General features: G+C 37.3%; 21 protein-coding genes and 1 riboswitch. Of the genes, 8 read left to right on the forward strand and 13 right to left on the reverse strand.

Annotation, left to right across the window (positions count from 1 at the left end):
* Positions 1-8: 8 nt before the first annotated feature.
* The 4 genes from LWE_RS13505 to LWE_RS13525 all read right to left on the reverse strand — a co-directional run bounded on the left by LWE_RS13505 (position 9) and on the right by LWE_RS13525 (position 5,949).
* Entirely contained in the window at positions 9-1,130 is a 1,122-nt protein-coding gene (locus tag LWE_RS13505) for an FtsW/RodA/SpoVE family cell cycle protein (RefSeq protein WP_011703330.1), read from the reverse strand.
* Complete coding sequence (locus LWE_RS13510) at positions 1,127-2,257, reverse strand: FtsW/RodA/SpoVE family cell cycle protein (RefSeq protein ID WP_011703331.1); 1,131 nt, start codon at positions 2,255-2,257, stop codon at positions 1,127-1,129. The genes LWE_RS13505 and LWE_RS13510 overlap by 4 nt, the downstream gene beginning before the upstream one ends.
* On the reverse strand, positions 2,258-4,828 hold the full coding sequence (mgtA, locus tag LWE_RS13515; protein WP_011703332.1) for a magnesium-translocating P-type ATPase: 2,571 nt from the start codon (positions 4,826-4,828) through the stop codon (positions 2,258-2,260).
* Between the two features lie 285 nt (positions 4,829-5,113).
* A riboswitch (M-box (ykoK) riboswitch) is annotated at positions 5,114-5,280 on the reverse strand.
* 102 nt (positions 5,281-5,382) lie between these two features.
* Positions 5,383-5,949, reverse strand: coding sequence for a TetR/AcrR family transcriptional regulator (locus tag LWE_RS13525; RefSeq protein WP_011703333.1), 567 nt, complete (start codon positions 5,947-5,949; stop codon positions 5,383-5,385).
* Positions 5,950-6,115: 166 nt separating this feature from the next.
* Between LWE_RS13525 and LWE_RS13530 the strand changes: the two genes are divergently transcribed.
* Entirely contained in the window at positions 6,116-7,879 is a 1,764-nt protein-coding gene (locus LWE_RS13530) for a 1,4-beta-N-acetylmuramoylhydrolase (RefSeq protein WP_011703334.1), read from the forward strand.
* Positions 7,880-7,941: 62 nt separating this feature from the next.
* Here LWE_RS13530 and LWE_RS13535 read toward each other — a convergent pair whose 3' ends face one another.
* The 4 genes from LWE_RS13535 to LWE_RS13550 all read right to left on the reverse strand — a co-directional run bounded on the left by LWE_RS13535 (position 7,942) and on the right by LWE_RS13550 (position 12,370).
* On the reverse strand, positions 7,942-9,588 hold the full coding sequence (locus tag LWE_RS13535; protein WP_011703335.1) for a glycosyltransferase: 1,647 nt from the start codon (positions 9,586-9,588) through the stop codon (positions 7,942-7,944).
* Between the two features lie 285 nt (positions 9,589-9,873).
* Positions 9,874-10,203, reverse strand: a complete 330-nt coding sequence (locus tag LWE_RS13540) for a cyclic-di-AMP receptor (RefSeq protein ID WP_003722052.1) — start codon at positions 10,201-10,203, stop codon at positions 9,874-9,876.
* Positions 10,204-10,310: 107 nt separating this feature from the next.
* Complete coding sequence (gene tmk, locus LWE_RS13545) at positions 10,311-10,937, reverse strand: dTMP kinase (RefSeq protein ID WP_011703336.1); 627 nt, start codon at positions 10,935-10,937, stop codon at positions 10,311-10,313.
* Between the two features lie 53 nt (positions 10,938-10,990).
* The gene (locus tag LWE_RS13550; protein ID WP_011703337.1) at positions 10,991-12,370 is read right to left on the reverse strand and encodes an aminotransferase class I/II-fold pyridoxal phosphate-dependent enzyme; all 1,380 of its coding nucleotides are present in this window, start codon (positions 12,368-12,370) and stop codon (positions 10,991-10,993) included.
* Positions 12,371-12,553: 183 nt separating this feature from the next.
* Between LWE_RS13550 and dhaK1 the strand changes: the two genes are divergently transcribed.
* The 6 genes from dhaK1 to LWE_RS13580 all read left to right on the forward strand — a co-directional run bounded on the left by dhaK1 (position 12,554) and on the right by LWE_RS13580 (position 18,611).
* A complete protein-coding gene (dhaK1, locus tag LWE_RS13555) occupies positions 12,554-13,543 on the forward strand; it encodes a dihydroxyacetone kinase subunit DhaK1 (RefSeq protein ID WP_011703338.1) in 990 nt (329 codons plus the stop codon).
* Positions 13,544-13,565: 22 nt separating this feature from the next.
* On the forward strand, positions 13,566-14,162 hold the full coding sequence (gene dhaL1 / locus LWE_RS13560) for a dihydroxyacetone kinase ADP-binding subunit DhaL1 (RefSeq protein WP_011703339.1): 597 nt from the start codon (positions 13,566-13,568) through the stop codon (positions 14,160-14,162).
* A gap of 3 nt (positions 14,163-14,165) precedes the next feature.
* The gene (gene dhaM1, locus LWE_RS13565; RefSeq protein ID WP_011703340.1) at positions 14,166-14,540 is read left to right on the forward strand and encodes a dihydroxyacetone kinase phosphoryl donor subunit DhaM1; all 375 of its coding nucleotides are present in this window, start codon (positions 14,166-14,168) and stop codon (positions 14,538-14,540) included.
* A 135-nt stretch (positions 14,541-14,675) separates the two neighbouring features.
* Positions 14,676-16,343 (forward strand): peptide ABC transporter substrate-binding protein, encoded by a 1,668-nt coding sequence (locus tag LWE_RS13570; protein WP_011703341.1) that lies wholly within the window; start codon positions 14,676-14,678, stop codon positions 16,341-16,343.
* Positions 16,344-16,802: 459 nt separating this feature from the next.
* Complete coding sequence (locus tag LWE_RS13575) at positions 16,803-17,654, forward strand: MurR/RpiR family transcriptional regulator (protein ID WP_011703342.1); 852 nt, start codon at positions 16,803-16,805, stop codon at positions 17,652-17,654.
* Between the two features lie 117 nt (positions 17,655-17,771).
* Positions 17,772-18,611, forward strand: a complete 840-nt coding sequence (locus tag LWE_RS13580; protein WP_011703343.1) for a Cof-type HAD-IIB family hydrolase — start codon at positions 17,772-17,774, stop codon at positions 18,609-18,611.
* Positions 18,612-18,624: 13 nt separating this feature from the next.
* Here LWE_RS13580 and LWE_RS13585 read toward each other — a convergent pair whose 3' ends face one another.
* On the reverse strand, positions 18,625-19,080 hold the full coding sequence (locus LWE_RS13585; protein ID WP_011703344.1) for an NUDIX hydrolase: 456 nt from the start codon (positions 19,078-19,080) through the stop codon (positions 18,625-18,627).
* A gap of 118 nt (positions 19,081-19,198) precedes the next feature.
* On the opposite strand from LWE_RS13585, the gene LWE_RS13590 reads away from it, so the two are divergent.
* Positions 19,199-20,041 carry an aldo/keto reductase gene (locus tag LWE_RS13590; protein WP_011703345.1) on the forward strand — a complete coding sequence of 281 codons (843 nt, stop codon included), beginning with the start codon at positions 19,199-19,201 and terminating at the stop codon, positions 20,039-20,041.
* A gap of 44 nt (positions 20,042-20,085) precedes the next feature.
* Here LWE_RS13590 and LWE_RS13595 read toward each other — a convergent pair whose 3' ends face one another.
* The 4 genes from LWE_RS13595 to dnaX all read right to left on the reverse strand — a co-directional run bounded on the left by LWE_RS13595 (position 20,086) and on the right by dnaX (position 23,135).
* Positions 20,086-20,328, reverse strand: a complete 243-nt coding sequence (locus LWE_RS13595) for a YaaL family protein (RefSeq protein WP_011703346.1) — start codon at positions 20,326-20,328, stop codon at positions 20,086-20,088.
* A gap of 14 nt (positions 20,329-20,342) precedes the next feature.
* Positions 20,343-20,939, reverse strand: coding sequence for a recombination mediator RecR (recR, locus tag LWE_RS13600; protein WP_011703347.1), 597 nt, complete (start codon positions 20,937-20,939; stop codon positions 20,343-20,345).
* 109 nt (positions 20,940-21,048) lie between these two features.
* Complete coding sequence (locus LWE_RS13605; protein ID WP_003754047.1) at positions 21,049-21,366, reverse strand: YbaB/EbfC family nucleoid-associated protein; 318 nt, start codon at positions 21,364-21,366, stop codon at positions 21,049-21,051.
* 29 nt (positions 21,367-21,395) lie between these two features.
* The gene (gene dnaX / locus LWE_RS13610; protein ID WP_011703348.1) at positions 21,396-23,135 is read right to left on the reverse strand and encodes a DNA polymerase III subunit gamma/tau; all 1,740 of its coding nucleotides are present in this window, start codon (positions 23,133-23,135) and stop codon (positions 21,396-21,398) included.
* Between the last annotated feature and the right edge of the window lie 146 nt (positions 23,136-23,281).

Genomic DNA, 23,281 nt, shown 5'->3' on the forward strand with positions numbered 1-23,281 from the left:
AGCCGTCGTCATGACAGCTGGTTTTTTTCTTCTATTAAATTAGCATCTGATCGAATAATCGCTAACACTACGCCAACCGCAATAAAATTACCAAGCACAGCACTTCCACCGTAACTAATAAAAGGTAGCGGAATCCCCGTAAGTGGCATAAGCCCAACAGTCATACCAATATTTTCAAAAATGTTAAATGCAAAACTAACAGCGAATCCAGCTAAAACAAGCGAAGAAAAAGTATTTTTCATTAATAAAGCTGCCATAATTAATTGATGAATAAGTAACATAAATAAAATTAACAACAAACTTACGCCAACAAATCCAAACTGATGACCAATGGTACTAAAAATCATATCTGTATGACTTTCAGGAATATACGCATTTGTCCCCGAACTGCCAGTCATCATCCCTGAACCAACTGCTTTCATGGATAAATTAAGTTGATATACCGCATCCGGGTCCGTCGTCGGATCAAGCCATGTCTGAATACGCGCAAATTGATAAGCATGAAAACCAATTTTTTCAAGCAAACTAATATGATAAACAACCACGTACATTCCTACAGTCACAGTCGTTAAAATCAACGTAATAATACCAACCATAAGTTTCGTGGATTTAATAGCCAGCAAAATAATCGCAAGCGCCGTAACCCCATAAACAATAGTTGTACCAAGGTCCGGTTGCTTCATGATTAACAGTAAAACAACGCCTGTAAGCACCGTCAAAATTCCTAATTGTTTCCATTTTTGCGCTTGATATTTCACAGCAAAATGGGCCAATACAAAAATAAAAATTGATTTTACCACTTCAGATGGTTGGAAAGAAAGCCCCCCAAAACGGTACCAACGCGTTGCCCCATTAATATTTTGTACTAAAGGGTTCGGTATTAATATCCCTAAAAGCATAATTACCATAATGGCATAAAGCCAAATTGCATGATGGCGCAAAAAATCCACCGGAAGCCTTGAAACCCCAAAACAAGTAAGTGTTCCAATTGTCAAAAAGACTAATTGCATTCCTAAAAAATTGGTATTATATTGATTTGTCTTCTGAGCAAAATAAATCGCCACACAACTAACCAATGATAATAAAAATACCGATAAAATAATTCGGTTATAAAGTATATCTCGTTTCATAAATGCACAACCTCTCTCGTCCTAGCTAGCCAGTTCCGCCTTGCCGCAGCTAGCACGAACCCTGCTGCACATGAAAGCATTACAACCGAACTACCGCCATAACTAATGAATGGTAGCGGCACACCCGTAAGTGGAATAATCCCACTCACTCCGCCAAGATTTAAAAACATTTGCACTGATATCCAAGCCGCAACTCCAATACAAACCATGGAATCAAAAATAAAATGACTGCAAATCGCAATATATAGTGCTGTAAAAGTAAATAACATCAGTAAGAAAATCGTCCAAATCACACCGAAAACCCCAAGTTCTTCCGCAATCACAGTCATAATAAAATCCGTATGTGGTTCTGGCAAATATCCTAATTTTTGGATGCTACCGCCTAAGCCATTTCCAAATACTCCACCACTTCCAATCGCATAATAGCCATTTCTGAGTTGATAAGAAGCATCTAAATTATGAAGATTAAATGGGTCCAAAAAAGCAAATCTACCTAACTTTGCTGAACTGAAAAAATCAGGGTGAAAGAAGTAAATTAAAGTTGCGACAAGTATCAGTACACCAAAAGCCCAGATAGACACTCGGACAAGGCGTGTGAGGCCGACTCCGCTCGTTAAAAACAAAGCGACCCCAATGACACCTAAAATCAGCGCAGTGCCAAGATCCGGCTGCAAGAAGACAAGACCCACTGTTAAAAACAAAAATCCAAGTAACCAATATTGCACACGTGCTCCACATCCTTTTTTCAAAAAAACCGTTGCAATTACTAATATCAAGAGTAATTTAACTGTTTCTGTTGGTTGAAAAGTCACGCCTGCAAAGGACAACCATCTTTGTGCATTATTCGCCGCACTTCCGGTTACAAGCACTAGAATAAGCAAACCTAGCAAACTACCTACTAACATTCGTAGCATCCACCTACGATAAAATAATTTCACATTAATACGCGAACAAAGCAGCAAGCCTAGAAGCCCCAGCCCATAAAAGATTAACTGTCTATCAAAAAAATAACTCGGTTCTACTTTGTATCGCATAATTGCCACACCGTAACTTGTACTATAAACTAGTAGCAAACTCCACACTGAAAGAAGTAAATACGTTACAAACAGTACTTTGCCCGCACGCATTTAAATCCACTCCCGGAATTTACGAATGTAAAGGGTTTTTACTAATTGCATCGTTGCCATATAGCCAACCAGAATCAAGATTAACCAAGGGAAATAACTACCAGGTAAGCTGACAAAACCTATGCTGTGGCCAAATCCAGTAAATGGAATTACAATCCCGAGCGTCATCACAACAAGCGTCGCAATCATCACTGGAGCAGTTGCTCGACTTTGAATGAAAGGAATTTTTTCTGTTCGAATCATGTGAACTACTAATGTTTGTGTAAGTAGGCCGACAACAAACCAGCCACTATGGAATAAAGCTTGCTCTGCTACCGTATTAGCGCTAAATACAAACCACATAATTAGAAACGTCGCAATATCAAAAATCGAGCTTACTGGACCAATACATAAAATAAAGCGCAACATTCCTTTTTGTTCCCATTGGTGCGGCTTTTTCAAAAATGACCGATCCATTTTATCCCAAGGTAGAGTTAATTGAGAAAAGTCATACAGCAAATTTTGTAGTAAGAGGTGTAAAGATAACATTGGTAAAAATGGAATAAATGCACTGGCTACTAAAACACTAAATACATTTCCAAAATTTGAACTAGCCGTCATCTTCATGTATTTTAAAATATTACCGAAGACATTACGCCCTTCCATGACCGCATCATTTAATACGGTTAAACTTTTCTCCAATAAAATTACTGAGCTAGCATCTTTTGTTATATCTGCTGCCGTATCCACCGAAATCCCTACATCTGCTTTTCTAAGCGCAGGCGCATCATTAATTCCATCACCAAGGAATCCAACCGTATGTCCTGCTTTTTTTAGTAAGCCAATGATACGCGATTTTTGCATCGGACTTAATTTAGCAAAAATGTGGTATTTACGCAGTTCGCGCGTGAGTTCCCCGTCAGATAATTCTTCTATATCTGCACCGAGTAAAAATCCGTTCGCTGGAATACCAACTTCTTGACAGATTCGTTTCGTAACGATTTCGTTATCTCCTGTCAGAACTTTTACGTTAATTTGATTCTTGAAAAGATGAGCAATAGCTTCTTTTGTTGATGTTTTTACTGGATCTCGGAAACCTAAGAATCCAGCAATAATCATTTGTTCTTCATCATTTTTAGTAAATGCTTTTCCTGCTTTTCCAGTTTTATAGGCTACTGCAATCACTCGAATTCCTGAGCGATTCATTTCTGCACACATTTCTTGGAGCTCATCCTTTTCCGATTCATTTAGTGTAGAAATAGTGCCATCAAATTCCTTATGAGTGCACACAGTGAGCATTTCTTCCACCGCGCCTTTTGTAATCATCCTCGTTTCTACGCTGTTCTCCACAATGACACTTAAACGCCGCCGGTCAAAATTAAATGGAATTTCACCAACTTTTGCCCAACTTTCTGTAACACTATCATCCAATTTGGCAATGACAGCATGATCTAATACATTTTTCCAACCAGTTTGGAAGTAACTATTTAAATAAGCCAGTTTGAGGACACTTTCGGAATTCTTACCAGCACTATCAATGTATTTTACAAGTTCTAGTTTATCTTCTGTAAGTGTGCCAGTTTTATCCGTACATAAGATATCCATCGCACCGATATTTTGAATAGCGCTAAGTTCTTTCATAATTACTTTTTTTGACGACATATTAATTGCGCCTTTTGCTAAGTTCGTGCTGACAATCATTGGTAACATTTCAGGCGTGAGACCTACAGCAATCGCAACCGCATAAATAAACGCTTCTAGCCAATTGCCTTTCATAAGACCATTAATCATAAATACAATTGGAACCATCACCATCATAAAATAAAATAGTAATTTCGAAATTGATTTAACGCCTTTATCAAAGCTAGTATCGCCACGACGTTCTGTAGCTGCAATTGACAGCGAACCGAAAAATGTCGAGCTTCCTGTACGCAAAACAACAGCTCGGCCATGACCACTTAACACATCCGTCCCCATAAACAATAAGTTTTCCCGTTCAAAAATTTCTGGATTTGCGCGTTTATCTTCCACAAATTTCTCAGCTGGAATCGATTCACCAGTAAGCGCCGATTGATTAATCAATAAATCTGTCGCCGAAATTACACGTGCATCTGCTGGAATAATATCTCCCGCCGAAATTTCAATTAAATCTCCAGGAACGATTTCGTCTTGATTCAAAGTAACCATCGTATCGTCCCGTATAACTTTCACTTTATTTTTCACCATATTTTTCAGTGCATAACTAGCTCGTTCCGCTCTACTTGTTTGAATAAATCCAAGCACTCCGCTCGCGAGTATCATTAACGCCATAATAATTGTCGCTTCCATATCATCCGTTAAATAGGAAACCACCATCAACATCACTAAAATATAGATAAATGGATCATTAAATGCGCGAATAAATAGCCGTAAATTTGATACTTTCTTTTCTTCCACAGTTCGATTAGGACCAAATTCTGCTAACCTTTCAGTGACTTCCACGTTCGTTAGCCCGGTTTCCATTACACCTAACTTTATTAAAATCTTTTCTCTTCCTAATTGTGATTCTTTGAGCAAGTTGTTACCTTGCACTTTTTCTTGTAATTTTTTCATTTTTCTTGCCTCCGATTCTTTCTAGGCAAGCTGAGAATAACGTTTATGTACGCCAGAGATGAAGGATAGTCACTCGTGCAGCTTGATTTCTATAATATGAGTCTGGTTCTTCTACTTCCGCTTCCTGTCGATAAGCCATATGCCTTCATCTCCTTTCGAATTATACCTAAGCTTAATTATCTGAAAAAAAGATTTTAATTCCCAGATAATTATTATCATAATAAACATGAAAAAAGCCCTTACCAAAACCTCGGCAAGGACTTCTGAATTCATACGCATACTAAAACAGACTCCCCTCGCTAAAGTTTTGGCACTATGCAACGTAAAGAATACTCTTAGCCACATTATGGAAAGCCTTAATCCGACAATCCCTGTTCTACCCATTGGCGTCTTTGGACATTTTTGGGCAGTGGCCTGTGTTTGCATAGGAGCCTCACCTAACAGGCAAAACTACATATTTATTATCGCTCTAATCGTCTACGAGTTTAACATAGAAAATCTAACCTCGCAAGACAAAATGTAAAATGTTTAACTTTTATTTAACTTTTTGTGATTTATTTCAATAATTTTAACAAAACATCTGCTAAAGCATCCGCAGTTGTCGTAATGGTTGGTGGGCGTTTATAAATATCATCCCGAACTTTCTCCACCATAATAAGTAAAATAACACTATTTAAAATTAAAGAAATGGCATCAGCTTCTTGTGTAGAGTTTTTACTTGGAATCATCTCTTTCACTTTTTGATTAACCCGTTCGTATAAATATTCTACAATAGACGGATCAATAAATTCCATATCTTTACTACCCATTTCTCGAACAGAAATCACCATAAAATCTCGATATTTTTCATAAATATCTGAAATAAATTGACTCGCTTGTCGCAAAAATACTTTTGTGCTTTCAAAATCTTTATCAAAAAATTGATTGATTTCTGCTTTCATACTTTCAAATTGCACTTCCAACGTCATATGAATTAAATTATCTTTATTCTTAAATTTTTTAAAAATCGTAGCTTCATTTATACCAGCGGCTTCAGCCAATTGTCTTGTTGTAGAGCCCTTAATGCCATTTTTCGCCATCATAGAAAGCGTTGCATCCATGATGGATTCGTTTGTAATCATTGTTCAACCTCCGTTCAATTAAGCAAGCACTTGCTTATATAAAGTATAACAAAAAACCATCTTTTTGACAATTTAATTACAATTTGTACAACCATTACATACCTTCCGTGAAGTGTGTAATAATAGAGGTAGAATATTTATTTAAAAGAATTGGAAGTGATTTACCATGCAAAAGACAAGAAAAGAACGTATTCTTGAGGCTTTACAAGAAGAGAAGAAAAACAAAAAAAGCAAAAAAATAAAAACTGGTGCAACAATTGCTGGGGTTACTGCCATAGCAACTTCAATCACTGTTCCTGGAATCGAAGTTATCGTTCAAGCAGATGAAACTGCACCCGCTGATGAAGCTGTCAAAAGCGCAGATAAAACAGCTCAACCAGAAGCAGATTCTGCTACCAAAACCACTACAGAAACGACTCCAGAAAGAAATCAAATAGAACCTAAAACAGAAACTCAACCTAAAACACCTACAGAAAAAACGCCTCCTGCCGAAAAAGAAGTTACTCCTACAGTGCAAACAGCCACAATAAGCAACTCTGACAATGTAACAAGTTCATCTACACCAGCAACCTATAATGTGTTACAAAAGTCCGCATTACGCTCAGGCGCTACAGTCCAAAGTTTCATTCAAACAATCCAGTCATCTTCATCACAAATCGCTGCAAACAATGATTTATACGCCTCCGTAATGATTGCCCAAGCCATTTTAGAAAGTGCTTATGGAACAAGCGAATTAGGCTCTGCTCCTAACTACAATTTATTTGGCATTAAAGGCGCATACAACGGTAAGTCTTATACAAAACAAACACTAGAAGATGATGGCAAAGGAAACTACTACACAATTACAGCCAAATTCAGAAAATATCCATCTTACCATCAATCTTTAGAAGATTACGCACAAGTCATTCGAAAAGGCCCAAGCTGGAATTCCAATTACTATTCTAAAGTATGGAAAAGTAATACTAAATCGTATAAAGATGCCACTCAAGCATTAACCGGAACTTATGCAACTGACACAGCCTATGCAAGTAAATTAAACAATTTAATTAGCACTTATAACCTAACCCAATATGACACTGGAAACGCGTCAAATGGTAGCGGCTCTTCAAATACTGGTAACTCTGGTAACTCCAACAGTTCCAGTTCAAACAGCGCAACTTACACGGTCGTAAAAGGTGATTCTCTTTGGAAAATTGCCACTAAATATAATGTATCAGTAGCCAACTTAAAATCTTGGAATAACCTAAAATCTGACAACATTTACATCGGTCAAAAACTTAAAGTCACCGCTGGATCCACGTCAAATACCTCTAAGCCAAACACCGGATCAAATACCAACACATCTAAACCAAGCACTAGCACCAACGCAAAAACCTACACTGTAAAAAAAGGCGACTCTCTTTGGAAAATTGCCACTAATAATAAAGTAACTATCGCTAATTTAAAATCTTGGAACAATCTAAAGTCTGATTTTATTTATCCAGGGCAAACCCTTAAAGTCAGTGCTAGTTCCACTTCAAGCAACACAAACACATCTAAACCAAGTACCGGTTCAAGCACTAACACATCTAAACCAAACACAAACGCAAAAACGTATACCGTGAAAAAAGGCGACTCCCTATGGAAAATTGCTAATCAAAATAAGACAACTGTCACAAACTTAAAATCTTGGAACAACCTAAAATCCGACAACATTTACATCGGACAAAAACTTAAAGTCAGCGCTGGATCTATTACAAATAATACCAACACATCTAAACCAAGCACTAGCAAACCAAGCAATTCATCCACCAAAACCTACACCGTAAAAAAAGGAGATTCACTTTGGTCCATCTCTAGACAATACAAAACAACTGTAGATAATATTAAGTCTTGGAACAAGCTAACAAGTAACACCATTTATATCGGACAAAAAATCACGATTAAATAAGAAAAACGCCTTCTTTACGAGTATATAAAGAAGGCGTTTTATTTAACTAAAAAATACTATTTTCACTCTTTTTCCAAGACATCTTCCAACATTTGTCTCGCTGTTCTATTGTATGCTTTATAATCAAACTGTTTAAAATCATTATAACCAAGCATCACTTTTTCCATTCCTTCTGCTAACCCTTCTACTGTGCTGTCCACAAGTAAGCCATAGCCGTTTTTTAATAAACTGTAGCTCCCAGGGATATTAGTAGAAACAATTTTTTTCTCCAAAACTAGGCATTCCAATAGTACCATTGGTTGCCCTTCGTGAATAGACGACAAGACAAACGCGTCGCATGCCTTTAGAACCGGAAATGGGTTTTCTAATTGTCCTAAAATATGCACTTTGTTCTCTAATTCTAAATCAATAATATATTGTTTCAATTCTTCTTCCAGTTCTCCAAGTCCAATAATAAAAAGCTGTGAATCTGCTCGTTTTTTCTGTAATTGATGAAAGGCTTTTATTAATCCTTGATGATTTTTTTCTGGTGATAACCTTCCCATTGTCACAAAATTAAAAGTATCCGCTGAAAGATCGATATCGCTCACCTCTTTGGAAGAGCGGAGAATATATTCGTAATCAATCAAATTATGGATATATGTCATTTTACTAGTATCTTGAACAATATGTTCCAAATGCTGTTTATTCACTTCCCCAGTCTGTTTAGAAACCGAAACAATTACATCAAAATAATTATATACAGGAAAAATGATATTTAAATCAGCTTGATGCTTAAACTCTTTGCCTAATTTCTTACTATATTCTTGCATCATTTCATTGTGTTGATAAATAATTTTTTTGGGACTATTAGAAGAAGCAACTAGCAACGTCCAATATTTAAAATAACCATCAAAATCAAGCGCAATATCGACGCTGATATTTCCTAAAACACGATTCCACTCTCTCTGATAAATAGCCTTAATTTCCTCCGTTAGAAATTTTGTAGGTCCGTTTTTCATTAAATGTTCTAGTGGGTGAGAGTGAAAATCTAAAAAAGCTTGCTCTTCATTTGGAAAAATATTAATATCTCCTGGAATTTGGACTTTAACTACGTGCGCTGGTATTTTATTAAAATTCAATTGTTCATAATAAGATAGGTTTTCTGCTTCAATCACTACAATTTGATACTTTTCTTTGTTTAAGTTCCGCATCAGATTAAGAGCCGAAGACGTGATTCCATTATTTTTAAAACCTCCACAGTACATCACAATTATTTTCTTTGATTTTTTTGTTACAGGTTTTTTCTTGCATTCAAAAAAGCTATAATTGTCTACTGGCAAAATTTGTCCTGCTATCAATTTTTTAAAATTTTCAGTTAATATTTCAAGATTATTCTGTTCAATAATATAATCTGCATGGAGCAATAAACGTTTGAAATTAGCATTATAATTTTCTGTATGAAGGATTTGAATGTAGATTTGTCCTGCCTTTTTAGCAAAAAAAGTGGGCAGTTCTATATCAGAAATTACATACTCCGCTTTTCCCAACCACTCGATGTTCTCCGCAGAATCAAAAGAGTCAATTAAGTATTGTTTCATTCTCTTTAACGATGGGTTGACACTTAAAAATTTTTCAAAAAAAGCAACTTCTTTTACTATAAGTACAATTGTATCCTTCACTATCTCTTCTTCCAACCAACTTTTTAAATAGGACTGCTTTAAATTCATCACACTTCCCCCCTAAATTTCATATGATTAATTATTTATTCAATCCATAAAAAGAGATGAACAAGAAGTATCTATCTATTCCCTTCTTTCAACATTTAAATCTCTAACAACGCTATAAAAAGTGATTCTAGTGCCGGAAAATGTTAACTAGGAGTATTTTATTAATACTAAAATCAGTTTCACAATAGATAAGAAAAATCAGGCTACTCGCTTCTTGAAATTGCTAAGAAACGAGTAGCCTAATCAAAAGTATTTTTCATGTGATAATGTATCTTTTATTTCATTTTAAAAATGATGGAAACTCTCAACTGGCATTACAAACACTGTAGCGCCGCCAACTTGTACTTCGATTGGGTACGGCACATACGTATCTACAGTTACTCCAAGGGATGCGGATGGTGTCATCATTTGTTCGCGTGCTTTGCAGTTTTCTTTAATTATCGCAAGTGCATCTTCCACACGCTCGTCTTCCGTTCCGATAATAAATGTTGTGTTTCCTGCTTTTAAAAATCCACCCGTTGTAGCTAACTTGGTCGCACCGAAATTGCCTTTAGTTAGTGCGTCAGACAAACGGTTGCTATCTTGATCTTGAACTATCGCAAATATGAGTTTCAAAGAAATCAACCCTTCCTAAAAATCTATCTTTTTTTCATTATAGCAAACAAAACCTTTTTTAAAGAGCAATATGCACTTTTGGCTTGGTACTTAAGTCACATGAAATGTTAGGACAATTGTTGTAAAATATCTGCTAAAATGACTTCCGTGATTTCTTCCGGTTGCATAGTTGCGTCGACTCGCATAAAGCGATCTGGGAACATCTTGATGATTTTTTCATAACCGGCTTGGACTTTCTCATGGTAAGAGATATCTTCTTTATCTAAACGATTAACTTCACGACCTTTATTAGCGGCGATCCTAGCTAAACCAACTTCGGCTGGCACATCGAGATAATAGGTCCGGTCTGGAATTGTATCTTCAATCGCATACAAATTCACTTGTAAAACTTGTTCCATATCCATGTCACGTCCGGCGCCTTGGTAAGCAAGTGAGCTATCCATAAAACGGTCACAAAGAACAGTTTTCCCTGCCGCTAAAGCTGGACGAATCGTTTCAACCACATGCTGACGGCGAGCTCCAGCAATAAGTAATACTTCTGTTTTTGGATCCATTTCTTCATTTCCAATTCCAAGGACGATGTTTCTTACTTTTTCTGAAATCGGGCTGCCACCTGGTTCACGGGTTTTAATAAAATCTATGCCCGCTTCTTCCATTTTCTGATTTAAAAGTGTTCCAACAGTCGTTTTTCCAGAACCATCTGGGCCTTCGAGTGTAATAAAAATTGCTTTCATTTTCGTAATTTCCTTTCTATTTCGCGTCGCTTTCTGTTTGATTATAGCATATATCAACGAAACACACGGATGTAATTGTTTGCTAGTTTTTCGCCACCCTGATAGTGACGAGTACTAATGCTTTTTAGTTCACGGATATGGTTTTCCGTAATATTTTCTCCGCGAATAATAGCTGGTATTCCCGGCGGATAAAGTGAAATTGTTTCAGCAGACACACGAGCAACCGCTTCCTCTAATAAAATAAATTCAGTGTTCCGCGTATACATTTCTTCATACGTTAGTGCAAGACCTGTTGCACAAGGCGTTGACATTTCGTGCGGTTTTTTTGCCGTTTCTTTTTTTACGGGTGAATGAATCCGACTGATTGGCGTGAAATCAATCCCTTTTTTAATTAACGGTAAAATGAGTAACACTTGTGATTCATCGGCAAGTTCGGGAAAATAAGAGCTTTCTTCAAAAATAGTTTGCAGTTCATAGCCTGTATAACCCGTTTTGCGAACGATTATTTTAAGTGGATCATCTGGCAAAATCACATCAAACTTATTTTTTGTCAGCCACTTAATCCACCTAGCACGCATTTTCCAAAAAGCTTCAACATCTGCCGCTGTGTAAGTTGCCGCATATTTCCGCGCCGCATCCAGTGACGCCATGATTAAATAAGATGGACTACTCGTTTGAAAAACTTGCAAGTAATAAGCTAGTTTATCAAAAATCGGCAAATCGTTCACTACATGTAAATAGGACCCCATCGTTAGCGCCGGCAACGTCTTATGAGCTGATTGAACGACTACATCTGCCCCAAGCTCCACCGCACTTTTAGGAAATTCTGAACTTGTTAAAAAATGTGCTCCGTGCGCCTCATCCACAAATACTACCGTGCCAAAATCATGGGCAATTTGAATACATTTTTGAATATTGAAAGTCGTTCCATAATAGCTCGGATAAGTAAAAATACATAGTTTTATCTCTGAATGATTATGTAATGTTTCTTCGAGAAGCGCAGGCGTAACACCACTCGCAACACCAACTTCTTTATTAATTGCTGACGTTAAAAAAATCGGTTCTGCACCTGCTAATTCTATCCCATGTAAAATAGATTTATGTGCATCTCTAGGCACCAAAACTTTATCCCCGCGTTTTAAAATCGTCATAATAACCGCCAAGCTTCCACCACTTGTACCATTGACAAGAAAATAGCTTTTTTTACTTCCATAACATTCAGAAAGTAATTCCTCTGCTTCTAAAATCACATCTTCCGGGTGGTGTAAATCATCCATTCCTGTAATTTCTGTTACGTCCCATTTCAAAAATTTTTGCCATGCATCTGGATAAATGGCTCCGCTTTTGTGTCCGGGAACATGGAGTGATATTGGGCAGGATTTAGCATGAGCATCTAGCCGTTCCACTAAAGGCATTTTAGATTGATCTCGCATAACAATTCCCCTTTTCAAATTCTCTCTTTCATTGTACCATTTTGCTGGATTTATGACACATTCTTGCAGTTTTAAAGCGTTTTCATTTTATAAGTTGTATAATAAAATAAGCAACCACGTTTTGACTTTCTAGTAAAGGGAAATTGAGATAAGAGGACTATTTTGAAGGAGGTTTTTTGTCAGATGAAGAAGATTCTTAACGGTACAGATCAAGTAGTAGAACAAATGGTGGAAGGTTTAGTTAAATCGCATGCAGATATTGTTCACCGTGTGGAAGGAACTCGCGTCATTGCAAGAAATGATAAACGCCCAAAAAAAGTCGGACTTGTTAGTGGCGGAGGTTCTGGTCACGAGCCTGCCCATGCTGGTTATGTAGGTCGTGGAATGTTATCTGCGGCAGTGTGCGGCGATGTTTTCACTTCTCCAACTCCAGACCAAATTTATGAAGGTATTAAAGCCGCTGACCAAGGTGCCGGTGTGCTTTTAATCGTAAAAAACTATACCGGTGATGTGATGAACTTTGAGATGGCAGCAGATTTAGCAGATGCCGAGGATATTAAAGTAGAACAAATCGTAGTAGATGATGATATTGCTGTTGAAGATAGTACTTTTACAACTGGGCGTCGCGGTGTTGCTGGAACGGTTCTAGTGCATAAAATAATCGGTGCAGCTGCAGAGGCTGGTGCATCGCTTGAAGAACTGAAAGCACTTGGTGAAAAAGTAATTGCCTCTGTTAAAACGCTAGGTGTAGCACTTTCTCCTTGTACAGTTCCTGAGGTTGGACATCCTGGATTTGAGCTCGCTGATGACGAAATTGAGCTTGGTATCGGTATCCACGGTGAACCTGGATTTACAAAAGAAAAAATCATGCCATCCGCAAGTCTTGCTAAACAACTTTTTGACCGCATTAGTAAAGAAAGTAAACTCCTACCTGGAGATAAAGTAGTTGTCCTAGTAAATGGCATGGGGGCAACACCACTAATGGAACAATATGTTTTTGCAAATGATGTCCATGAACTTCTAAAAAATGCTGGAATAAGCGTAGAAAAAACACTTGTTGGAGATTATATGACTTCCCTAGAAATGGCCGGATTGTCACTCACCATTTTGAAATTAGAAGATGAGAAATGGGTCGATATGTTGAAACTCCCAGTGGACACAATTGCTTGGTAACAAAAATTTGGAGGAATGAAAAATGACTTATAATAAAGATTGGGCGTTACGTTGGTTAAATGATTTCGGCGAACGCGTACAAGAAAACAAACAATTATTAAGTGATCTCGATCAAGCGATTGGTGACGGAGACCACGGTATTAATATGGCTCGCGGTCTTAGCGAACTAAAAAAAGCTTTCACAGAAAAAGAACCCGCAGATTTAAAAGATGTTTTTAAAACAGCTGGAATGACAATGGTTAGCAAAGTTGGCGGCGCATCTGGCCCACTTTACGGAACAGCTTTTCTAAATATGAGTAAGGCAGTTGATTCGGATACAATCGATGCAATCGGTCTGACAAAAGTAATTGAAGCTGGCCTTGAAGGAATTGAAAAACGCGGTAAATCTCATGCAGGTGAAAAAACAATGATTGATGTTTGGGAACCAGTTGTTCATGCGCTCCATCAAGAAGATTTAACAGATGATGTAGTTGACGCGGCCTTACAAAAAACAAAAGATTTAAAGGCAACTAAAGGGCGTGCAAGTTATCTTGGTGAACGCTCCATTGGTCACCTTGATCCAGGCGCATACTCTTCCGCCCTGCTCTTCCATGCTATGCTTCAAACGGAGGTGAGCTAACTTATGGCTAAACCTTATGGTGTTGTCATTATTTCTCACTCCAAAGATGTTGCCAAAGGGGTTCATGATATTATCAAAGAAATTGCTCCAGATGTTTCTATCACACATGCAGGCGGAACAGAAGATGGCCGAATTGGCACAAGTTTCGATGCAGTGAACGAAGCAATTGAAAGTAACGAAGCTGATAAAGTCTACACTTTCTATGATTTAGGAAGCGCCAAAATGAACATTGAAACCGTAGAAGAAATCAGCGAAAAAGAAATTATCCTCTTCAACGCACCAATTTTAGAAGGTGCTTATGCTACTGCTGCTCAAGTTCAAATGGATGAAAAACCAGAAGTCATCGCAGCAAATCTTCAAACAATTGAAATTAAATAAATTCGTAAACCCTTGAACTTTCACAGTTTGAGGGTTTATTAATTATTTCAATTGAAAGAATTAACTAAAAACTCTTTATTTTTCTTAATATTTAGTATAAACTAAATTATGTACCAAAAAATAGGGAGGTTTACTATGGTTAAGAAAAATATTGTAATTGCGTTTTTTATTTTGACGTTAGGGCTCGTTCTTGCAGCATGTGGCGGCAATGATAGTTCTAAAGATAAAGCAACAACTTCTACAGGGGATAAAGGGGATAAAAAAGTTGTTAATTTAATGGAATCCGCTGAAATCCCATCCATGGATTCTGTTAAAGGAACCGATGGCGTTAGCTTTACAGCACAAAATCAAGTTTTTGAAGGTCTTTACTACTTAGATAAGGATGATCAAACGCAACCAGGTGTCGCAGCAAGTGACCCAGAAATTTCTGATGACCAAAAAGTATACACGATCAAACTACGAGACGATGCAAAATGGTCTAATGGTACAAAAGTAACTGCTCATGATTTCGTTTACGCATGGCAAAAAATTGTTAATCCCGCAACCGCAGCAGAATACGCAGTCCTTTTTGATGGGCTGATTGCGAATGCGACAGATATTATTAATGGTAAAAAGAAACCCGAAGAACTTGGTGTCAAAGCACTTGATGATACTACACTCGAAATCACACTCGAAAATCCAACACCATACTTTCATTCTCTTTTAACTTTCCCAACATTCTACCCACAAAATGAAAAATATTCAGAATCACAAGGCGATGATTATGCCAAAGATAGCGATCATATGATTTATAATGGTCCATTTGTGATGAAAGATTGGAATAATACTAGCAAAGAATGGAAATACGAGAAAAACAAAGATTACTGGGACAAAGATACAGTAAAAGTAGACACAATTAATATGCAAGTTGTTAAAGAACCAGGAACTGCTGTTAATTTATATTCTACTGGCAAGTTAGACCGCGCAACACTTACAGGTGACTACGCAAAACAAAAACAAAACGATAGTGATTACACTACCGAAAAAGAAGCTTTTGTTTATTACTTAAAATTCAACCAAAAGCAAGCTGGAAAATCCACTCTTTTTGCGAATGAAAATGCACGTAAAGCATTCGCGCTGTCCGTGGATAAAGAATCCTTAGTAAAAACAGTCATGGGTAACGGCTCTACTGCAATGAATGGTTTTGTTCCTGCCGAATTTACTTTCAATCCCGAAACAAAAGAAGATTTCCGGAAAGAAAATGGTGACTTATTAACAACCGACAAAGCAGCAGCCAAAGAATACTGGAAAAAAGCGAAAGAAGAGCTAGGAATCGATACACTCACTGTAGAACTGCTTGGCGATGATCAAGACTTCAACAAAAAATCTACAGAGTTCTTACAAAGTGCACTTGAATCAAACTTAGATGGACTAACAATTAAAATCAAAACCGTTCCTTACAAAGCTCGCCTAAAATTAGACGAGACAGAAGATTATACATTAGAACTAACTCGTTGGGGCCCGGACTACCAAGATCCTATCACATTCCTATCGACAACGATGACAGACAACAACTACAACCGCTCTAACTACTCTAATAAAGAATATGATAAACTGCTAACCGATGCTTCTACCACTTATGCAACACAACCAGAAAAACGCTGGCAAGCAATGCTTGATGCAGAGAAAATACTAATGGATGATGTTGGTATTGCACCACTTTATCAAGCAGGTACAGCAGCTCTCCAAAGCCCTAAAGTAACCGGCATTTCTCATCACTTATTCGGCGCTCCATTCAGTTACCACTGGATAGAGAAAAAATAAAATTAAAAAGACGAGCAGTGTGAATTCCCCCCTGAAAAGTTAGACCTAAAAATCTAACTTTTCGGGGGTTTTTTAATGCGAAAATGCTGTACTTAATTTAATATGTTATAATCAAAACAACAAGAGAAAATTAACCATACGTTTGATAAAGGGAGGCATAAATATGTCGTGGATAGCACCTTACATACCAATTGTATTGCAAGCTCTGTTAGTTATTGGTATCTTTTTTATAGGATTTAAGCTCTATAAAAAATTTCAGTTATCAAAAAAATAATACGAATTACAACCACCCCCAGGAGTTAGACCTAAAAATCTAACTTTCGGGGGTTTTTTAATGCGAAAACCCACTCTATAAAAGGCTAAATTTCCATCGGGACGCCAACCTTTTTTAACGTAAATTTTCCGTGGTATAATTACTTATGATCCATTTGCCATTCTAAAAAGTTAGGATTTGAAACGATGAATATATTAATTAAAATAAGAGAATTAGCCAATTTAACGAATAGCGAAAAAGAACTTGCCAACTACATTTTGGCAAATCCGAAAAAAACACTTCAATTCAAGCCTAAAGAACTAGCCACATCTGCATTCGTTTCCACCGCAACCATCTATCGCTTAATCAACAAGTTAGGACTAAACGGTATTGGTGAACTAAAAATCGAAATCGCTTCAAGTCTTCGTGAAACAACCACAGAAAAAGAAATAAATTACGATTATCCTATTTTAGAATCAGATACACCTTACCAGATTATGACCAACCTACAGCAAATATACAAAGGAACCATTGATGAAACGTTAAATAACGCTGATCCAGAAGAACTCGTAAGGATTGGTGAAAAATTGGTCAATGCGAAAATCATTGATGTATACGCAGCTTCTGCTAACTTATTCTTTGCTCAAAATTTTAAATTTCAAATGCAGGAAATTGGTGTTCTAGTCAACGTTCCTGAGGAAGATTACATCCAAAGCTTGTCTGCAGCAAATAGCGATAAAAACCATATTGCCATTGTGGTTTCTTACGGCGGACGAAGCCGGACACTTCAAAGAGTCGTCCATATTCTGTCTGAAAACAATGTCGACATTATCTTAATTACTTCCATGCAACAAAATTCCTTAGCCAAATTTGCTACACACAAAATTTATATGGCATCCGCTGAGAATCATTACAACAAAGTCTCCTCGTTCTCAACTAGGCAGTCATTACTAAGCATTTTCGACACGCTTTATTCGGTTTATTTTAATCACGATTACGAAAAAAATATCCAGTATAAAACAACTAATTATCAAAAAATGAACGCCGAATTGGAATGATTTTTCAAAAAGACTGCTATTTTCCTTTCGAACTGAAAAAAAGCTCTCAATATTTATCACTTCTAACTTTTCCTTATTTTCTAATGATACAATGAAGAAAAAAGGAGCTAAACTCACATGACAACACAAGCGATTATTTTAGATATTGATGGCACTTTATTAAATGACGACAAAAAAATCTCACCCGAAACTAAAAAAGCACTCATCACCGCGCAACAAAATGGCGTTAAACTCATCCTCGCATCTGGCAGACCAACAACCGGAATGCACCTGTACGCCGAGCAATTAGAAATGGAAACATATCACGGCTTACTCGTTTCTTACAACGGTGCCAAAGTTGTTGATTGCCAAACAAAAGAAGAATTATTTAATCAGACGCTCACTATTGCAGAAGGAAAAGCTGTACTTGAACATATGAAGCAATTTGAAGTAAAAGTCATGATTGATAAAGACGACTATATGTATGTGAACAATGTATACGACTGTTATATCCCTTACAAAGGCGAAGAAATTAACATCATTCAATATGAATCTCGCGGTGGCAACTTCAAGCTATGTGAAAAAGAAGATTTAGCAGCATTTTTAGATTATCGTATCAATAAAATACTAACTGCCGGCGACCCAGACTATATGCAAAAAAATTACCAAGCCATGATGGCTCCTTTTAAAAATACTCTTAACTGCGTCTTTACAGCAGATTTCTACTTTGAGTTTACAGCAAAAAATATCGACAAAGCCAAAGCTCTCGACACTGTTTTAACACCAATGGGCATTCACGCTGAAAACATTATCGCTTTTGGAGATGGACATAACGATATCACTATGGTCAAATATGCTGGAACAGGTATCGCCATGGACAACGCCGTTCCTGAATTAAAAGCAGTAGCCAACTCCATTACTTTATCCAACAATAAAGACGGAATTGCGCACGTACTAAATAATTTCATTAAGAGTTAAAAAAGGCTGAAAATCAGCCTTTTTCTATTACATTCATATCATGGTTTTTTAATCGTTCATTCAGCTCATAAAGCGCCGTCTTATTACTGTCCCACGCCAATAACTTAAACGCCTCTTCATACGAAACCCATTTGAACTCCTTATGTTCCAAAGATAATTTTACATCAGATAAGCAAACAGATAAATCTATAGCAAAAGAGTACTCTGGAATCACATAAGGCCTTTTAAATGAAAAATGATAACCCGGAATATGAGCGAGAGAGTCTAGCTGGTAAATTTGAAAACGTTTATCCAAATTCAACTCTTCGGCACTTTCTCTTCTCGCAGTTGCCACAATTGTTTCATCCTCTTCTCCACCACCAGCTACAAATTGCCAAACTTCTTCCTCTTTCCTAAGCAAAACGCCAAACCGATATTTATCTTTATTTTTTATAAACGGTATCACTAAAATTTGAAAAGGTTGTCTCACTTTCTCACGCCTTTCTTAATATATAAAAAATTTTCTACAAATTCGCCCCTTCTTTCTACAGAAATGATCCATTTTCTGGTATGCTTAAATTAATAAACTAAAGTAGGAGGCTATTTAAATGACACTTTCTTTCTCGGATACATACAAATTGAACAATGGAATTGAAATGCCTAGACATGGTTTTGGAGTCTACAAGCTCACTGACGAAAAGCGTATGCGTACAGCTTTGGAAACTGCTGTAGACGTTGGATATCGCTTGTTTGATACGGCTTCATTTTACCATAATGAAAAAGAACTCGGAGACTTTTTTGCATCAAGTGGCTTAAAACGTGACGAGTTTTTTGTAACGACAAAAATGTGGAATACGGAGCAAGGCTACGACGAGACGCTTCGTGCTTTTGAAAAATCTCAGAAGAAACTACAACTAGATCAAATTGATTTATATTTAGTTCATTGGCCTAAACAAGATACATTTTTTGAAACATGGCGAGCTGTGGAAAAACTATATGATGAAGGGCTTGTTCGCGCTATCGGAGTAAGTAATTTTGAAGCGCATCACTTGGATCGTCTTCGCACAAGCGCAAATGTTCTTCCAGTGGTTGATCAACTTGAAACGCATCCGCACTTTCCAAACCGTTTATTGCATCGTTACTTAGAAGAGTTACATATTGTTCACCAAGCGTGGAGCCCACTCGGTCGCGGCGGAGTACTAGAAGAGCAAATTCTTATTGACTTAGCAAAAAAACACGGAAAATCGCCTGCACAAATTGTTCTTCGTTGGCATTTGCAAAACAATATCTCGATTATTCCAAAATCTGAAACACCTTCCAGAATCAAAGAAAATGCAGCAATTTATGATTTTGAATTAACAGAAGCGGATATGCATCAAGTTGACCGCTTAAATAATGGCGAACGCGTTAGCCACGCCCCAGACGTAATGTACGTCCGCTCTGAAATTTAAAATAAAAAATCTACTATTCCGAAATGGTTTAGTAGATTTTTTATTTATTTCTTTAATTGTCTTGTTCTAGCTTCTTTAAAAAGATAAAAATAGCGCGCTTCGGCCTTTTTCTCTTCATATTCTAAATTAGGGTCATACTCAAAACTTTTTCGCAACAAAACTTTCTGCTTATGCCAATTTTCTTGCGTGACGTCAATTAACTCCATCAAATAAGCATCATAGGATTTGTGCAATTTACCAATTTTTTTATTCTTTTTCCGACCAAACTTATTACTTCTGGACTCCATTTTATCACCTCGGTTTAGACTTCTCTTCGCCCTTCCATAGCTTTAGACAGCGTGACTTCATCTGCGTATTCAAGATCTCCGCCCACTGGAAGACCGTGCGCAATTCGAGTTACTTTGATCCCTGAAGGTCTTAAGAGTCTTGAAATATACATCGCTGTGGCTTCACCTTCAACATTAGGATTCGTTGCTAAAATAACTTCTTCAATCGTGTCATCTTGCAAACGTTTAAGCAAATCCGGTATATTAATATCTTCAGGTCCAATCCCATCCATTGGTGAAATCGTTCCATGAAGAACATGATATAAGCCATGAAAATCACGCATTTTTTCCATTGCAATAACATCTTTAGATTCTTGCACCACACAAATAACACTTCGATCACGAGAAGTATCTGAACAAATATAACATGGGTCCTTATCTGTAATGTGTCCACAAACGGAACAAAAGCTTAGATTTCTTTTTGCATCTACAAGCGCTTTAGCAAAGTCTAAAACATCATCTTCTTTCATATCTAACACATAAAAAGCCAACCTTGCTGCGGATTTAGGTCCAATTCCAGGTAATTTCATAAAACTATCCATTAATTTCGTTATCGGCTCAGGATAATGCATATCTCGTCTTCCTCTCACCTTCAAATTACATAATGTTTCACGTGAAACATTCTATTTAAAAACAGTTGAGACTCTTGTATATAATCCAAGAGTCTCAAACTAAACAATATTACATTCCGGGAAGATTTAATCCTTGTGTAAATTTGCCCATTGTTTGTGAAGTAGTATCTTCAATTTGTTTTAATACATCATTTGTTGCTGCAAGGACTAAATCTTGTAGCATTTCGATATCTTCTGGATCAACAACTTCTTCATTTATAACAACATCTGTAATGACACGTTTACCAGTAGCTTTTACGGTAACCATTCCGCCACCAGCTGTTCCAGTAAATTCTTGAACTTCTAAATCAGCTTGAGCTTTCGCCATTTCCTTTTGCATTTTTTGCATTTGTTTCATCATACCTTGCATATTTCCCATTCCACGCATGAATAATCTCCTCTTTCTTCTATTGTTTTTTAATCTTTAATTTCAAGCAAATCTTCGCCAACGAGTTTCGCCGCCTCTGCTACAAAAGGATCTTCCGCTGGTTTTCTAGCTTCTGGTCCCGAACTTTCCTCCGCGTCTCCATCGCTACCATGACTATGAAGAAAATTTTCTCTTACTTCAGCCCATTGATCTTCCGGGATTCCAATAAAAGTATAATTCACTTGTGTAAGTCGTGCAATACTCGATGTAATGGTTTCGACAAAGTTGGGATTATCCATTGCCATTTGACAGTGAATCTCATGCTTAAATTTTAACACAAAAGTATCCTCAGATGCAGCTACAGGTTCTGCGTCATTTAAAAGAGCTGCTTGAGACGCCATCAACATTGACAGCAACTCACCCCAACAGCCACGGATTAACTGTAAATTCTCTTTCTTAGCCTGACCCAGTACATGATTAATTTTACCAATAGGTGCTTTAAATTGCTTACCATTGTTTATTGCTTTTTTAGAACCGCCACGATTTTGTGCTGGCTTTTCAGCTGGTGCTGCCCCGGCTCCATTTGCAACTTGTTTTTTTAGAGCCTGAAGTTCTTGATGCATTTGTTCCATTTGGCGTTTTAAATCAGCAAAGTCACTTCCAGAAGCCGCATCTGTCGGCACATTCCCGCCACTTACTGCTGATTGACCAGCTTGCGTTAACTGTACAAGTGCAACTTCGACATAAATACCTGGATGATTCGAGAAACGCATTTGTTGTTGAGCCGTATTTAAAATTTTAACGAACTCATACACTTTAAGCGAATCCGCTCTTTTTGCCAAAGCAACAAAATCATCATCAATTAAAGCTCGTTCTAGCGTTTCTTCCAGATTCGGCGCTTTTTGATAAAGCAGCACATCTCTAAAGAATACAAGCAAATCTTCCACCAGACGAACTGGATCTTTCCCTTCTGCAAGTAAAGCTGTAAGTGTTGAAATAGCTTCTGCCGCATCACCGTCAAATGCTGCACTTACTAGTTTTGTAAGCAGGTTTTGAGCAACAGATCCAGTGATTTCCAGCGCATCTTCCACTGTAACTTCTTCTGAGCCGTAAGAAATAACCTGATCAAGCAAACTAAGTGCATCACGCATTCCACCTTCAGCCGCACGGGCTACTATCATTAGTGCTTTTTCATCATAAGGAATTTTTTCCTCTTCCAAAATAAATTTCAAACGTCCAATAATATCTTGGGTCGTGATTCGTTTAAAATCAAAGCGTTGTACCCGTGAAATAATTGTTAATGGTAGTTTATGTGGTTCTGTTGTTGCCAAAATAAAAATGACATGTTTCGGCGGTTCTTCTAGCGTTTTTAGTAGCGCATTAAACGCTCCCGTCGACAACATATGCACTTCATCAATAATATATACTTTATATTTCGCCACAGTTGGCGCATATTTTACTTTTTCCCGGATATCCCTAATTTCTTCAACACCATTATTACTGGCAGCATCGATTTCAAGAACATCTGGTATAGACCCATCCGTCGTCCCTTTGCAAATCTCACATTCATTACAAGGCTCCCCGTCATGGCCGTGTTCACAGTTGATAGCCTTCGCAAAAATCTTCGCCGCGCTCGTCTTCCCAGTCCCACGAGGCCCCGAAAACAAATAAGCGTGCGATGTTTTATTTTGCACAATGGCATTTTTAAGCGTTTTCGTCACATGTTCCTGCCCAACAACATCCTGAAACGACTGCGGCCGAAAAACCCGATACAAAGCCTGATACGCCATCTGCCACTCTCCTTCACCTAAAACCATTTTAGTAGTCTTATTATAACGTATTGTTGAAGAAGTTTCAAAACGTTGTTTGTTTTGATTTACTTCTTCAATATAAATCTGAGCACAGCGATGATTTAATCCTTAACCGAAGTTTCAAA

Origin of the sequence: Listeria welshimeri serovar 6b str. SLCC5334 (genome assembly GCF_000060285.1) — a bacterium.
GTDB lineage: Bacteria > Bacillota > Bacilli > Lactobacillales > Listeriaceae > Listeria > Listeria welshimeri.

Coding starts and splice junctions, on each gene's coding strand:
- LWE_RS13575 (WP_011703342.1), top strand. CDS start 16,803: ATGAATATATTAATTAAAATAAGAGAATTAGCCAATTTAACGAATAGC.
- dhaK1 (WP_011703338.1), top strand. CDS start 12,554: ATGAAGAAGATTCTTAACGGTACAGATCAAGTAGTAGAACAAATGGTG.
- dhaL1 (WP_011703339.1), top strand. CDS start 13,566: ATGACTTATAATAAAGATTGGGCGTTACGTTGGTTAAATGATTTCGGC.
- LWE_RS13510 (WP_011703331.1), bottom strand. CDS start 2,257: ATGCGTGCGGGCAAAGTACTGTTTGTAACGTATTTACTTCTTTCAGTG.
- LWE_RS13535 (WP_011703335.1), bottom strand. CDS start 9,588: ATGAATTTAAAGCAGTCCTATTTAAAAAGTTGGTTGGAAGAAGAGATA.
- LWE_RS13580 (WP_011703343.1), top strand. CDS start 17,772: ATGACAACACAAGCGATTATTTTAGATATTGATGGCACTTTATTAAAT.
- LWE_RS13595 (WP_011703346.1), bottom strand. CDS start 20,328: ATGGAGTCCAGAAGTAATAAGTTTGGTCGGAAAAAGAATAAAAAAATT.
- LWE_RS13505 (WP_011703330.1), bottom strand. CDS start 1,130: ATGAAACGAGATATACTTTATAACCGAATTATTTTATCGGTATTTTTA.
- dhaM1 (WP_011703340.1), top strand. CDS start 14,166: ATGGCTAAACCTTATGGTGTTGTCATTATTTCTCACTCCAAAGATGTT.
- LWE_RS13605 (WP_003754047.1), bottom strand. CDS start 21,366: ATGCGTGGAATGGGAAATATGCAAGGTATGATGAAACAAATGCAAAAA.
- recR (WP_011703347.1), bottom strand. CDS start 20,939: ATGCATTATCCTGAGCCGATAACGAAATTAATGGATAGTTTTATGAAA.
- dnaX (WP_011703348.1), bottom strand. CDS start 23,135: ATGGCGTATCAGGCTTTGTATCGGGTTTTTCGGCCGCAGTCGTTTCAG.
- LWE_RS13550 (WP_011703337.1), bottom strand. CDS start 12,370: ATGCGAGATCAATCTAAAATGCCTTTAGTGGAACGGCTAGATGCTCAT.
- LWE_RS13590 (WP_011703345.1), top strand. CDS start 19,199: ATGACACTTTCTTTCTCGGATACATACAAATTGAACAATGGAATTGAA.
- LWE_RS13570 (WP_011703341.1), top strand. CDS start 14,676: ATGGTTAAGAAAAATATTGTAATTGCGTTTTTTATTTTGACGTTAGGG.
- tmk (WP_011703336.1), bottom strand. CDS start 10,937: ATGAAAGCAATTTTTATTACACTCGAAGGCCCAGATGGTTCTGGAAAA.
- LWE_RS13530 (WP_011703334.1), top strand. CDS start 6,116: ATGCAAAAGACAAGAAAAGAACGTATTCTTGAGGCTTTACAAGAAGAG.
- mgtA (WP_011703332.1), bottom strand. CDS start 4,828: ATGAAAAAATTACAAGAAAAAGTGCAAGGTAACAACTTGCTCAAAGAA.
- LWE_RS13525 (WP_011703333.1), bottom strand. CDS start 5,949: ATGATTACAAACGAATCCATCATGGATGCAACGCTTTCTATGATGGCG.